Source organism: Burkholderia singularis (assembly GCF_900176645.1).
GTDB classification, from domain to species: domain Bacteria; phylum Pseudomonadota; class Gammaproteobacteria; order Burkholderiales; family Burkholderiaceae; genus Burkholderia; species Burkholderia singularis.
Genome location: NZ_FXAN01000035.1, coordinates 1 through 14269 on the forward strand (window position 1 = coordinate 1; position 14269 = coordinate 14269).

General features: G+C 66.9%; 10 protein-coding genes and 1 pseudogene. 7 read left to right on the forward strand and 4 right to left on the reverse strand.

Features of this window, described 5'->3' with window-relative positions:
- The 3 genes and pseudogenes from BSIN_RS24915 to BSIN_RS04315 all read right to left on the reverse strand — a co-directional run.
- Positions 1-170, reverse strand: a pseudogene (locus BSIN_RS24915) (cell division protein ZipA C-terminal FtsZ-binding domain-containing protein); the annotation flags it as partial.
- A gap of 83 nt (positions 171-253) precedes the next feature.
- Positions 254-3772, reverse strand: a complete 3519-nt coding sequence (smc, locus tag BSIN_RS04310) for a chromosome segregation protein SMC (RefSeq protein WP_089339639.1) — start codon at positions 3770-3772, stop codon at positions 254-256.
- Between the two features lie 119 nt (positions 3773-3891).
- The gene (locus BSIN_RS04315; protein WP_089339640.1) at positions 3892-4836 is read right to left on the reverse strand and encodes a DMT family transporter; all 945 of its coding nucleotides are present in this window, start codon (positions 4834-4836) and stop codon (positions 3892-3894) included.
- A gap of 416 nt (positions 4837-5252) precedes the next feature.
- Here BSIN_RS04315 and dapC point away from each other — a divergent pair, with 416 nt between their 5' ends.
- The 6 genes from dapC (at position 5253) to cls (ending at position 11520) form a co-directional block, all read left to right on the forward strand.
- Positions 5253-6473, forward strand: a complete 1221-nt coding sequence (gene dapC, locus BSIN_RS04325) for a succinyldiaminopimelate transaminase (protein WP_059516825.1) — start codon at positions 5253-5255, stop codon at positions 6471-6473.
- A gap of 85 nt (positions 6474-6558) precedes the next feature.
- A complete protein-coding gene (gene dapD, locus BSIN_RS04330) occupies positions 6559-7386 on the forward strand; it encodes a 2,3,4,5-tetrahydropyridine-2,6-dicarboxylate N-succinyltransferase (RefSeq protein ID WP_059516822.1) in 828 nt (275 codons plus the stop codon).
- Positions 7386-7760 carry an ArsC family reductase gene (locus BSIN_RS04335; RefSeq protein ID WP_089339609.1) on the forward strand — a complete coding sequence of 125 codons (375 nt, stop codon included), beginning with the start codon at positions 7386-7388 and terminating at the stop codon, positions 7758-7760. The genes dapD and BSIN_RS04335 overlap by 1 nt, the downstream gene beginning before the upstream one ends.
- A 75-nt stretch (positions 7761-7835) precedes the next feature.
- A complete protein-coding gene (gene dapE, locus BSIN_RS04340; RefSeq protein WP_089339641.1) occupies positions 7836-8975 on the forward strand; it encodes a succinyl-diaminopimelate desuccinylase in 1140 nt (379 codons plus the stop codon).
- Between the two features lie 13 nt (positions 8976-8988).
- Positions 8989-9903 (forward strand): 50S ribosomal protein L3 N(5)-glutamine methyltransferase, encoded by a 915-nt coding sequence (gene prmB / locus BSIN_RS04345; protein WP_089339610.1) that lies wholly within the window; start codon positions 8989-8991, stop codon positions 9901-9903.
- A 177-nt stretch (positions 9904-10080) separates the two neighbouring features.
- Positions 10081-11520, forward strand: a complete 1440-nt coding sequence (cls, locus tag BSIN_RS04350; protein ID WP_089339611.1) for a cardiolipin synthase — start codon at positions 10081-10083, stop codon at positions 11518-11520.
- Between the two features lie 105 nt (positions 11521-11625).
- On the opposite strand, the gene BSIN_RS04355 is transcribed toward cls, so the two are convergent.
- Positions 11626-12105, reverse strand: coding sequence for a glutathione peroxidase (locus BSIN_RS04355; protein WP_069234195.1), 480 nt, complete (start codon positions 12103-12105; stop codon positions 11626-11628).
- Between the two features lie 154 nt (positions 12106-12259).
- Here BSIN_RS04355 and BSIN_RS04360 point away from each other — a divergent pair, with 154 nt between their 5' ends.
- Complete coding sequence (locus BSIN_RS04360; protein WP_089339612.1) at positions 12260-14194, forward strand: ATP-binding cassette domain-containing protein; 1935 nt, start codon at positions 12260-12262, stop codon at positions 14192-14194.
- Positions 14195-14269 lie beyond the last annotated feature (75 nt).

Sequence of the window (14269 nt, forward strand, 5' to 3'; positions counted from 1 at the left end):
ATGAAAGGCGCATCGTCGTGCTCGTGCCGCGCGGCGGCCTCGGCCGCGTCGGCCGGCATCGGACGCGGCATCCTGCGCCGCACCTTCGCTGCCTGCCACGCGTTGTACACCACGACGCCGCCCACCACGACGGCGCCTGCGCCAATCAACCCGAGTGTCAACTCGTCCATGCATGCTCCATCAGCAATTCTTCGTCATGCGGCGCGTGCGAACGCGATCGATGATTCGCGTTGCGCTTTCGCGCGCCCTGTCATCAACCGTTATTCTGCGCAAACCCGGCAGCCGTTTCCATGTCGACCGCGACAATCCGCGACACGCCCTGCTCCTGCATCGTCACGCCGATCAGCTGCTGCGCCATCTCCATCGCGATCTTGTTGTGCGAGATGAACAGAAACTGCGTCTTGTCCGACATCGCGCGCACCAGGTTCGCGAAGCGCTCGGTGTTCGCGTCGTCGAGCGGCGCGTCGACCTCGTCGAGCAAACAGAACGGCGCGGGATTCAACTGGAACATCGCGAACACCAGCGCGGTCGCGGTCAACGCCTTCTCGCCGCCCGACAGCAGGTGAATCGTCGCGTTTTTCTTGCCGGGCGGCTGCGCCATCACCTGCACGCCGGCGTCGAGGATCTCGTCGCCCGTCATGATCAGCTTCGCCTGGCCGCCGCCGAACAGACGCGGGAACAGATCGCTGAAATGACGGTTCACTTCGTCGAATGTCGCCTGCAGCAGCGTGCGGGTTTCCTGATCGATCTTGCGGATCGCGTCCTCGAGCGTCTCGATCGCGTTCGTCAAGTCGGCCGATTGCGCGTCGAGGAACACCTTGCGCTCGCTCGCCGCCGCCAGCTCTTCGAGCGCGGCCATGTTGACCGGGCCAAGCGCGTTGATCGCGTTGTTGAGCCGCGTGACCTCGCCTTGCAGGTACGACGGCTTCATGTCCGGCGTCAGCTTCTGCGCGAGCGCCGCCTCGTCGACCTCGGCCGCCGCGAGTTGCTCGGCGAACTGCTCGCTCGTCATCCGCGCGGCCTGCTCCTTCAACTGCAATTCGGTGATGCGATCGCGCAACGGCTGCAATGAGCGCTCGGCCACGATGCGCGTCTCGTCGGCCGCGCGCATCTTCGCGCTCAGATCGTCGAGTTCCGCGCGCGCCGCGCCAAGCGCCGCCTCCTTCTGCACGCGCAACTCGAGCGCATCCTGCAAACCGGTGTGCGCGGTCTGTTCGTCGATCGTCTCGAGTTCCGCGCGCGCATCGTCGAGCGACGCGGCGACGCGCTCGCTCTGGTCGTGCGCGACCTGGATCGTTCGCTTCAATTCGTCGATCCGGTTGGCGGACTGGCGCGCGGCAAAGCGAGCATCAGTCGCTGCGCGCTCGAGATCGCGCGCGTGCTGACGCGCGTTGGTCAATTCGTCGTCGAGCGCTTCGAACGCGAGCTGGTTGTCTTCGAAGCGTGCCTGCAATTCGGCGAGTTCGGCATCGTGGCGTTCGAAATTCGCTTCCGACTCCGCCCGCAGCGCGCGCTGCTCTTCGATCTGCGCGCCGATCTCCTCGAGTTCCTCGCGAATTTGCGTGCTGCGCTGCGTGTAGCGCTCGTGCGCCTGCGCGAGTTTCAGCACGTCGAGTTGCAACGCATGAACGCGCTGCGTCGCGCGCTCGGCCTCGCCGCGCACTTCGGCGAGCGTCTGCGACGCCTGCGTGTGCGCGGCTTCCGCGCGCACCACCGCGGCTTTCGCCTCGTCGGACAGCAGCGCCTGCGCACGCACCTGGCGCGCCAGATTCTCGATTTCCTGCGCGCGCGCGAGCATCCCGGCCTGCTCGGAATCCGCCGCGTAAAGCTGCACGCCGGCCCGCGTGACGACATGGCCCGCTTTCACGACGAACGCGCCGCCCGGCGGCAGTTGCGTGCGCGTGGCGAGCGCCTGCGCGAGATCGTCGGCGACGAACACCGCGCCGAGCCAGTCGTTGAGCACCGCGCGCAGGCCGGCGTCGTCGATGCGCACGAGCGGCAGCAGCGGACGCAACGCGCCCGGCGCGGCGGGCGGCTCGCCCGCGGGCGGCGGCGCATAGAACGCGAGCTTCGCGGGCGGCGCGTCGTTCGCGAACGCCTTCACCCAGTCGAGATTGGATACTTCGAGCGCCGCGAGCCGCTCGCGCAGTACCGCCTCGAGCGCGGTTTCCCAGCCGGCCTCGACATGCAGCTTTTTCCACAGACGCGGCAACGCGCCCAGTTCGTGCTTGTCGAGCCACGGCTGGATCTTGCCTTCCGTCTGCACGTTCTCCTGCAACTGCTTGAGCGCGGCAAGCCGCGCCTCGAGCTGGTGAATCTGCGCGCTTTCGGCCTGCACGCGCTCGTGCGCGGCGCGGCGCTCGGCGTCGAGCGTCGGCAGCGCGTCCTGCGCGTCGGCCAGACGCGCCTGCGCGTCGGCCAGAATTTCTTCGTGCTCGGCGAGCTGCATGCGCAGTTCTTCGAGTTGCGCCTCGTCCGGCGCGTCGAGCCCGCCCGCCTCCGCCTTCAGGCGCTCGTGCCGCTGCTGGAGCTGCTGGAGCTGCTGATCGGCGTTGCGCTGGTGCGCAGCCTCGAGCTTGAGCGATTGCTCGGTCTGCGCGATCCTGCCGCGCTCGTCGTTCAACTGCGCCTGCGCGTCGCGCCAGCGCGTCTCGAGCGCGGGCAGCGCGTCGTGCTTGGCCGCGGCGTCGTCTTCGGCGCGCGCGGCCTTTTCCTCGGCGATCGCGCGCGCCTCCTCCGCTTCCTCCAGATCGTCCTGCGCCTTTTGCGCCTGCGCGCGCCATTGCTCCTGCTGCGCGACGAGCGCCGCGATCTGCGCCTGCACGCGGTTGCGCGATTCGACGATGAACTTGATCTCGGCCTCGAGCCGGCTCACCTCGGCGTTCGCCTCGTACAGCGCGCCCTGCGCGCCCTGCATCGCGTCGCTCGCCGAATAGTGCGCGACGCGCAGCGTCTCGAGCTGCGCCTCGACCTCGCGCAGCTTGGCGGTCTGCGCATCGAGTTCGATCTGCGCTTGTCCGATCGCGTGCCGCTGCTTTTGCTGCTCGGCTACCGCCTCGTTCTTGCGCAGCAGCCACAGCAGACGTTGCTTCTCCTCGCCGTCGGCGACGAGCTCCTTGTACTTCGTCGCCACGACCGCCTGCGCCTCGAGCTTCTCGAGATTGGCGCCCAGCTCGCGGATGATGTCCTCGACGCGCGTCAGGTTCTCGCGCGTGTCGTGCAGCCGGTTCTCGGTCTCGCGGCGGCGCTCCTTGTACTTCGACACGCCCGCCGCCTCTTCGAGAAACACGCGCAGTTCCTCGGGCTTTGCCTCGATGATCCGCGCGATCATCCCCTGCCCGATGATCGCGTAAGCGCGCGGGCCCAGGCCGGTGCCGAGGAAGATGTCCTGGATGTCGCGACGCCGCGCGGGCAGATTGTTGATGTAGTAGCTCGACGTGCCGTCGCGCGTGAGCACGCGCTTCACGGCGATCTCGCCGTACTGGCCCCACTGGCCGGCCGCCCGGCCGTCGGAGTTGTCGAAGATCAGCTCGACGCTCGCGCGGCTGCCGGGCTTGCGCGTGGTCGAGCCGTTGAAGATCACGTCCTGCATCGATTCGCCGCGCAGCTCGGACGCGCGCGATTCGCCGAGCACCCAGCGCACGGCGTCGATGATGTTGGACTTGCCGCACCCGTTCGGGCCCACCACGCCGACCAATTGGCCTGGGACCTGGAAGTGCGTGGGATCGACAAAAGATTTGAAGCCAGCGAGTTTGATCGAGCTCAGACGCACGGCAGTACCGGTGGTAAAGAGTGTGAAACGGATTGAAACAGGCGCGGCGCGGCGCGACACGCCCAAGATTCGAAAAACGGGGCCGTGCTGTCAAGCATTCGGCCCCGCGTATGGGGCAATCATACCATCGCGCGGGTGCCGTCCCGCGGCTCGCCCGGCTCGTCCCCGGCCGCCCGGGCGCGATGCACGCGGCTCGACAATAGGGTCGCGACGACGATGCAAAGGCCGCCCGCCCATTCGCGCGCGCTCGGCGCCTCGTTGGCAAAAAGCCACGCCGACAGCGCGGTGATCAAAATCTCGAACAGCATGATGATCGCCGCGCGGTTCGCCGGCACCCGTGACAGGCCGTATTGAACCAGCATGTTGTTCACCGCCACCGTCACGCCGATGCCGACGACAAGCAGCGCGGCCGCGCCCAGGTGCTGCGCCGCGGGCAGCGCGGGCACGCCCTCGACGAAAGATGCCGCGATGCCGAGCGCGGCCGCGCCGCCGAACAGCGTCGCCGTGCGCATCTCGGGTTTCATCTGCGGCAGCTCGCGGCTTGCCTTGACGACGAGCACGTTGCTCATCGCGAAACTCAGTCCGGCCGCCAGCCCCGCCCACTCGGCAAGATTCGACGGCAGCGGCATGCCCAGCCGCGGCGACCACAGCATCAGCGCCGCACCGGCGAGCGACAGCGCGGCGAGTGCCGCGCCGGCGGCCGTCAGGCGCTCGCGCAGAATGAAATGCGCGTAGATCGCGGTCCACGCCGGCGTCAGGTAAAAGAGCAGCATCACGCGCAGCACTTCGCCATGTATCGTGCCCCAGACGAAGCCCAGATTCGTCACGCCCGCCACGACGGCAAGCGCGGGCAGCAGCCAATGCCAGCGCACCGTCGCGATCGACTTGCGCCGCACGCATAGCACGAACGCGCACGCGACCAAGCTCGTCGCGGCGCTCGCCGCCGTGCCCGTCACGCCGAGCGACGCCAGCAGCCGCAGCGGATACCAGATCAGGCCCCATACCGACGCGCCGATCAGAATCGCAAGCGCGGGCCACGCGGCCCGCCGTTCATTCATCTGCAAACCCAACCTCTTCATGCTGTTACGACGACGCGCGGCCATGCACGCGCCGCTGCGTCCTTCTTCCGTCCTTCAACCGCCGATCGCCATGCGAAACCGCTGCCCGTCACCCGAAACCGCCGCTCGTCGCAAGACGACGCCACGCTATAATCGGAACGCCGCCGCATCCCCGGCCCGAGATCGGCAAGTTGATCCAGGTCCGATGCACAGGCCCGATCGCCGCCGGTTCGTCCATGCGGTCCGTCAGGCGCGGTACGTCGGCAGCCGCCGCGCCGCGATCCACGCGCGATTGCGCGTGCGCCCGGCGGCCTATGCCGCGCTTGCCGGCGGCACCCTTTGCGCAGCGCGCCACCGCGCCACGCCCGTTTCGCTCAACCCGGCCCATCCGTCGGCCCTACCGGTTTAGTCCGCCCAAGCCCGTGAACCCACGTCTCGACACGCTCCAGCCTTATCCGTTCGAAAAGCTCCGCGCGCTCCTCGCCGGCATCACGCCGCCCGCGCATCTGCCACCGATCAGCTTCGGCATCGGCGAGCCGAAACATGCGACGCCCGCGCTGATCCGCGAGGCCGCCGCGGACGCGCTCGACGGGCTCGCCGCGTATCCGGCCACGGCCGGCGCCGACGCGCTGCGCGAGGCGATCGCACGCTGGCTCACGCGCCGCTACGGGCTTGCCGCGATCGACGCCGCCACGCAAGTGCTGGCCGCGTCGGGCTCGCGCGAGGCGCTGTTCTCGCTCGCGCAGGCGGTGATCGATCCGACTCGCGCAGCCGGCGGCCGCGAAAAACCGATCGTACTCTGTCCGAATCCGTTCTACCAAATCTACGAAGGCGCGGCGCTCCTCGCGGGCGCCGAGCCGTATTACGTGAACAGCGACCCGGCGCGCAATTACGCGCCCGACTATTCGGCCGTGCCCGACGAGGTCTGGGCGCGCACGCAGCTCGTCTACGTCTGCTCGCCCGGCAATCCGACGGGCGCCGTGCTGACGCTCGACGATTGGCGCGAACTGTTTGCGCTGTCGGAGCGACACGGCTTCGTGATCGCATCCGACGAATGCTATTCGGAGATTTATTTCGACGAAGCGAAGCCACCGCTCGGCGGCCTGGAGGCCGCGCACCGGCTCGGCCGCGGGTTCGAGCGGCTCGTGATGCTGTCGAGCCTGTCGAAGCGCTCGAACGTGCCGGGGATGCGCTCCGGCTTCATCGCGGGCGACGCGGCGCTGCTCAAGCGCTTTTTGCTGTATCGCACCTACCATGGCGCGGCGCTGTCGCCCGTGTGGCAGCGCGCGAGCCTCGCCGCATGGGGCGACGAGGCGCACGTGCGCGAAAACCGCGCGCTCTATGCTCAAAAATTCGCGACGCTCACGCCGATGCTCGCCGACGTGATCGACGTGCGCGTGCCCGACGCCGCGTTCTACCTGTGGGCCAACGTCGCGCGCACCGGCCTATCGGATACCGAGTTCGCCCGCCGCCTGTTCGCCGACTATAATGTGACGGTTCTGCCCGGCTCGTATCTCGCCCGCGATGCACACGGCGCGAATCCCGGCCGCGACTTCATCCGCATCGCGCTCGTCGCGGGCTCGGCCGAATGCGTCGAAGGCGCGCGGCGCATCGTCGATTTCTGCCGCGGCCTCATGCGTTGAAACCCGGCGGCGCCGAAGCTTTCCCGCACGCCTGGCCCTGATGCATCCCGTTTGATTGACCTCCACGTCCAGCATAGCCACGAACATGTCGCAACAACTTCAGCAAATCATCGATAGCGCGTGGGAAAACCGCGCCGAACTGTCGCCGAAGGCCGCGCCCGCGGAAGTCCGCGAGGCCGTCGCGCACGCGATCGAGCAACTCGACCGCGGCGCGCTGCGCGTCGCCGAAAAAATCGACGGCAACTGGACCGTGCACCAGTGGCTGAAGAAAGCCGTGCTGCTGTCGTTCCGCCTCGAGGACAACACGCCGATGCCGGCGGGCGGCTACTCGCAGTTCTACGACAAAGTGCCGTCGAAGTTCGCGAACTATTCGGCCGACGACTTCGCAGCGGGCGGCTTTCGCGTCGTGCCGCCGGCGATCGCGCGCCGCGGCTCGTTCATCGCGAAGAACGTCGTGCTGATGCCGTCGTACACGAATATCGGCGCGTATGTCGACGAAGGCACGATGGTCGATACCTGGGCGACCGTCGGCTCGTGCGCGCAGATCGGCAAGAACGTGCATCTGTCGGGCGGCGTCGGCATCGGCGGCGTGCTCGAGCCGTTGCAGGCCAACCCCGTCATCATCGAGGACAACTGCTTCATCGGCGCGCGCTCGGAAGTCGTCGAGGGCGTGATCGTCGAGGAGAATTCGGTCATTTCGATGGGCGTCTACCTCGGCCAAAGCACGAAGATCTACGATCGCGAAACCGGCGAGATCAGCTACGGCCGCATTCCGGCCGGCTCGGTCGTCGTCGCGGGCAACCTGCCGTCGAAGGACGGCACGCACAGCCTGTACTGCGCGGTGATCGTGAAGAAGGTCGACGCGAAAACACGCGCGAAGGTCGGCCTGAACGAGCTGCTGCGAGGCGACTGATGGCAGGCGCAGCGAACACCGCCGTGATCGTCGTCTACGGGATTCCGAACTGCGACACCGTGAAGAAGGCCCGCACGTGGCTCGAATCGCACGGCGTCGCGTTCGCGTTCCACGATTTCAAGAAAGCCGGCGTCACCGCGCCGCTCATCAAGAGCTGGCTGAAGGACGTGCCGCTCGATGCGCTCGTCAACCGGCGCGGCACGACGTGGCGCGGCCTCACCGATGAGCAGAAGGTCGCGGCCGAATCCGAAGTGGGCGCGATCGCGCTGATGATCGACAAGCCTTCCGTGATCAAGCGGCCCGTCGTCGTCGTCGACGGCCGCGTGAAAACGCTGGGCTTCTCGGCCGACGAGTACGCCGGGCATTTCTCCTGAACGTGCACCGCCGTCTTGCCTGACACGCTGCCGGCCGTCGCGCCGGCATTTTTTTATCGAACCGTGGTCCGAATCATGTCCGCCACCCTAGCCCTCACCGAACAGCTCATCGCACGCGCGTCCGTCACGCCCGACGATCAACACTGCCAGCAACTGATGACCGAACGCCTGCTGGCGCTCGGATTCCAGTGCGAGACGATCGCGTCGCACGGCGTCACGAATCTCTGGGCCGTCAAGCGCGGCACGCAAGGCCGCGACGGCAAGCTGCTCGCCTTTGCCGGCCACACCGACGTCGTGCCGACCGGCCCGCTCGAACAATGGAGTTCGCCGCCTTTCACGCCCGCGCACCGCGACGGCAAGCTGTACGGCCGGGGCGCCGCCGACATGAAGACGTCGCTCGCGGGCTTCGTCGTCGCAGCCGAGGAATTCGTCGCCGCGCATCCGCAACATCGCGGCTCGATCGGCTTTCTGATCACGAGCGACGAGGAAGGCCCCGCGACGGACGGCACCGTGAAAGTCGTCGACGCGCTGCAGGCGCGCGGCGAGCGGCTCGACTACTGCATCGTCGGCGAGCCGACGTCGACGGCCACGCTCGGCGACGCCGTCAAGAACGGCCGGCGCGGCTCGATGTCGGGCGAACTCATCGTCAAGGGCGTGCAGGGCCATATCGCTTATCCGCATCTCGCGAAAAATCCGATCCATCTGATCGCGCCCGCGCTCGCCGAACTTGCGGCCGAGCGCTGGGACGACGGCAACGAATACTTCCCGCCGACCACTTGGCAGGCGTCGAATCTGCACGCCGGCGCTGGCGCGACGAACGTGATCCCCGGCCACGCGCAGTTGCTGTTCAACTTCCGTTTCTCGACGGCGAGCACGGTCGACGGGCTGCAACGCCGCGTGCACGACATTCTCGACCGTCACGGGCTCGACTACGAACTGACGTGGTCGGTAAGCGGCCTGCCGTTCCTCACGCCGCGCGGCGAGCTGTCGAACGCGCTCGAGCATGCGATTCGCGCGGAAACGGGCGTCACGCCGGAGCTGTCGACCACGGGCGGCACGTCGGACGGCCGGTTCATCGCGCGGATCTGTCCGCAAGTCATCGAGTTCGGGCCGCCGAACGGCAGCATCCACAAGATCGACGAGCACGTCGAAGTGCGTTTCATCGAGCCGCTGAAGAACGTATACCGCCGCGTGCTCGAACAACTGATCGCTTGACCGGGACTGCCTGATGACAACCTCCCCCACTCCATTTGCAACCGTGCGCGACCTGGTGCGCTACGCGGTATCGCGCTTTAGCGCCGCGAAACTCGCGTTCGGCCACGGTTGCGACAATGCGTATGACGAAGCGGTCTACCTCGTGCTGCATACGCTGCACCTGCCGCTCGACACGCTCGAGCCGTTCCTCGACGCACGCCTAGCTCCGGACGAAATCGCCGCGGTGCTGGCCGTGATCGAACGCCGCGCGACCGAGCGCGTGCCCGCCGCCTACATCACGAACGAAGCGTGGATGCACGGCCATCGTTTCTACGTCGACGAGCGCGTGATCGTGCCGCGCTCGTTTATCGGCGAGCTGCTCGACGACGGTCTGCAGCCCTATGTCGAGGACCCCGAGCTGGTCGGCTCGGTGCTCGAGCTTTGCACGGGCTCCGGGTGCCTCGCGATTCTCGCGGCGCTCGCGTTTGCGAACGCCGAAGTCGATGCGGTCGACCTTTGCGCCGATGCGCTCGATGTCGCCAAAATCAACGTCGGCGACTACGGGCTCGACGAGCGCATTGCGCTGTACCACGGCGATCTATACGCACCGCTGCCGGCATCGCGGCAAGAACCCGGACATCGCTACGACGTGATCATCACGAATCCGCCTTACGTGAACGCGCAATCGATGTCGGCATTGCCCGACGAATACCGTCACGAGCCGGAAATGGCGCTCGCGGGCGGCACGGACGGCATGGACGTCGTGCGCCGCATCGTCGGCGATGCGCGCCGCTGGTTGACCGACGACGGCGTGCTCGTCGTCGAGATCGGCAACGAACGCGCGAACGTCGAGGCCGCGTTCGGCGGCCTCGAGTTGATCTGGCTGCCGACGAGCGCGGACGACGACAGCGTGTTCCTGATCCACGCGGCCGACCTGCCCGCCGCCTGACAGTCGACGCAGGTTTGCCGGGCGACGCATCGGCCCGATCCGCCCGGCAGCCGCCATCGACGCGGCTGATTCCCGCCCACGGGGGGTGGCCGCTCGTCCGGACGCTCGGTAAGATGCGCGAAGCGGCACGCCGAACCCGGCGGGCCGCACGAACTTCCTCGGATATTCCGTGCGCTCATGCAAATCGACTGGCTCAGCCTCGGCACTCTGATCGGCGCGGCTCACGTGCTCGGCGTGATCGCCGCCTGTCATGCGATCCTGAACACCCGGACGTCGCAAGGCGCGATCGCGTGGGCAGTGTCGTTGACGGCGATGCCTTATCTGACGCTGATCCCGTATCTGTTCCTCGGCCGCAGCAAATTTTCCGGCTACGTCGACGCACGCCGTCAGGAAACGGCGGCGCTGCGCACCCGCACGCATCCGATGCCGTGGGGCGCCGCACATCCGATGCCCGGTCTGCCTCACGATGCGCTCGGTTCCGCGCGCGTGCGCGCGCTCACCCATCTGGGCGGAATGCCGTTCGTCGCCGGTAACGCGGTGCGCACGCTCGTCAACGGCGAAGCGACGTTTTCCGCGATTCTCGCCGCGATCGAAACCGCGCGCAGCTATGTACTCGTGCAGTTCTTCATCATCCGCGACGACGCGCTCGGCGCGATGCTACGCGACGCGCTGCTCGCGCGCGCCCGAGCCGGTGTGCGCTGCTATCTGCTGTACGACAGCATCGGCAGCTTCGACCTGCCGTCGCGCTATGTCGACGCGCTGCGCGACGGCGGCGTGGAAGTCCACCCGTTCGCGACCAACAAACAGTTCGTCAACCGGTTCCAGCTCAATTTTCGCAATCACCGGAAAATCGTCGTCGTCGATGGCGAGTGCGCATTCGTCGGCGGTCACAACGTCGGCACCGAGTATCTCGGCGGCAATCCACGCCTTTCGCCGTGGCGCGATACGCACATTGAAGTGCGCGGCCCCGCCGTTGCGCACATCCAATACGTGTTCGCCGAAGACTGGCACTGGGCGACGCAGTCGCTGCCGCCGCAAGCGCCGCCGCCCGCACCCGAGCCCGGCGCGCGGATGCATTGCCTCGTCGTGCCGATGGGCCCCGCCGACAAACAGGAGACGGGCTCGCTGTTCTTTGCGGAGGCGATCAACACGGCGCGCGAACGCATCTGGATCACGACGCCCTATCTCGTGCCCGACGAAGCGGTGATTTCCGCACTCAAGCTCGCGGTGATGCGCGGCGTCGACGTGCGGATCCTGATTCCAAGCCGGCGCGACCACTATGTCGTGTTCGAGGCCTCGAAGCTGTACGCGCGCGATCTGATCGACGCCGGCGTGAAAATCTTCCGCTACCGGCCCGGTTTCCTGCACCAGAAGGTTCTGCTGATCGACCACACGGCGGCCGCGGTCGGCAGCGCGAATCTCGACAACCGGTCGTTCCGGCTCAATTTCGAAATCATGGTGCTGGTTCTCGACGACGGTTTCGCGGCCGAAGTCGAAGCGATGCTCGACCGCGACTTCGCGGACGCATTCGAAGTCAGTCTCGACGAATACCGGCGCTCGCCTGCGTGGCGACGCGTCGCGATGCACGTCGCGCGGCTGTTCGCGCCGATTCTGTAGCGACTGAAACACCCGCGCGCGAGCCGGCTGCACGAACCGGCGCGCCCGGCACCCCGATGCGCGGGGCCGGGCGTCACAGGCCGGTGTGTGGCCCGGCGGCCCGCATCACAGCAGCTTCTCGACGTCCGCCGCCAATTCCTCCGGCTTCGTCGACGGCGCATAGCGCTTGACGATCTCGCCGTCGCGGTTCACGAGAAACTTCGTAAAGTTCCACTTGATCGACTTGAGCCCCAGAATGCCGGGCGCCTCGTTGGTCAGGTAGCGATAAAGCGGATGCGCGTTGTCGCCGTTGACGTCGATCTTCGCGAACATCGGGAACGTCACGCCGTAGTTCCTTTCGCAAAACGCGCCGATCTGCGCGGCGTCGCCCGGCTCCTGCTTGCCGAACTGATTGCAAGGAAAGCCGAGCACGACGAGCCCGCGCTCGCGAAAGCGCTCGTAGAGCTGCTGTAAGCCGGCATATTGCGGCGTGAAGCCGCATTGGCTCGCGGTATTGACGATGAGGAGCACCTTGCCCCGGTATTGCTCCAGTTGCACGTCACCGCCTTCGAGCGTCTGCGCGCTGAATGAATAGAGTGTCGACATCGACCCATTCCTCCCTGCCCCGATAGGGCGTTACCGTTCGCGAAAGTCTAGGCCAATTCGACGCCGCGCGCGAACCTGGCCTTTCGGACGATCCCGCCCGCGCGACGCGCAGTCTAGAATACGGCTTTCCCGAGCTTTTCGAGCCTGCCCCGCCGTGATCCGTTTCAATCAGTTCAGCCTTGCCCGCGGCACGAAGCCGCTGTTCGACGCGACGTCGTTTGTGCTCAACCCCGGCGAAAAAGCCGGCTTGGTCGGCGCGAACGGCGCGGGCAAATCAACGCTCTTCGCCGTATTGCGCGGCGAGCTGCACGCGGATGCGGGCGATTGCGCGATGCCGCCGTCATGGCGCATCGCACACGTGTCGCAGGAAACGCCGGCTGTCGAACGCACCGCGCTCGACTACACGCTCGACGGCGACGCCGCGCTGCGTGCGATCGAGGCGCGCATCGCCTCGGCCGCCGCCGCGCATGACGGCGCGGCCGAGGCGGAAGCGCACGCGGCATTCGCCGACGCCGACGGCTATACCGCGCCTGCACGCGCCGAAGCACTGCTGCTTGGGCTCGGTTTCACGCTCGCGCAAACGCGCGAGCCGGTCGCCAGCTTCTCGGGCGGTTGGCGCATGCGCCTGAACCTCGCGCAGGCGCTGATGTGCCGCTCGGATCTGCTGCTGCTCGACGAGCCGACGAACCACCTGGATCTCGACGCAATCGTCTGGCTCGAAGATTGGCTTCACCGTTATGCGGGCACCCTCGTCGTCATCTCGCACGACCGCGAGTTTCTCGACGCGGTCTGCAATGTCACACTCCATCTCGACAACCGGCAGGTGAAGCGCTACGGCGGCAATTATTCGCAATTCGAAGTATTGCGAGCGCAGCAGCTCGAATTGCAGCAAAGCGCCTACGAAAAGCAGCGCAAGACCATCGCGCACCTGCAAAGCTTCATCGACCGCTTCAAGGCGAAGGCCACCAAGGCGAAACAGGCGCAAAGCCGCATGAAGGCGCTCGAGAAAATGGAGTTGATCGCGCCCGCGCACGTTGCATCGCCCTTTACGTTCGAGTTCCGCACGCCCGATTCCGCACCGAACCCGATGCTGGTGATGGAGGACGTGCGCTGCGGCTACCGCGCGGACGATGGCAGCGAGATTCCGATCGTCGAGCGCGTCGCGCTGTCGATCCAGAACGGCCAGCGCATCGGCCTGCTCGGTGCGAACGGCCAAGGCAAATCGACGCTCATCAAGACGCTGGCCGGCACGCTCGCGCCGCTTGCGGGCGACGTGCGCACCGGCCGCGGACTCACGATCGGCTACTTCGCGCAACACCAGCTCGAAACGCTGCGCCCTGACGACTCCGCGCTCGCGCATCTCGCCCGCCTCGCGCCCGATACGCGCGAGCAGGAACTGCGCGATTTTCTCGGCAGCTTCAACTTCTCCGGCGACATGGCAACCGCGCCGATCGCACCATTCTCGGGCGGCGAGAAGGCGCGGCTCGCGCTGGCACTCATCATCTGGCAAAAGCCGAACCTGCTGCTGCTGGATGAGCCGACGAACCACCTCGACCTCGAGACGCGCCACGCGCTGACGATGGCTCTCGCGCAATTTGAAGGCACGCTGATTCTCGTGTCACACGATCGCCATCTGCTGCGCGCGACGACCGACCAATTCATGCTGGTCGCGAAACACCGGTTGCAGCCGTTCGACGGCGATCTGGACGATTACCGCGATTGGCTGCTGCAACATGCCGCCGACATGCGTGCGGCCGCCAAGGGCGAGGCTTGCGCCGCGGCGGAAGGCGGCACGCCCGCCGTCAACCGCAAAGATCAGAAACGGCAGGAGGCGCAAGCGCGGCAACAGCTCGCGCAACTGAAAAAGCCGCTGCAGGCGCGCATCGCGAAGATCGAAAAGGCCATGGAGCAGCTCCACGCCGAAAAAGTGGCGCTCGACGCTTACGTCGCCGATCCGGCAAGCTACGCGGCTGACCAAAAAGCGCGGCTCACCGAAGCGATCCGCAAGCTCGGCGACGTCAACGCCCGCCTCGAGACGCTCGAAGCCGACTGGCTCGGCGCGCAGGACGAACTCGAGAAGATCGGATAACCCGCGCGCAAAGAAGCGCGGGCGGCAACATGCGCGGGCCGCGCGAACAGTTGCGAGATAACGGGGCGATTCGCG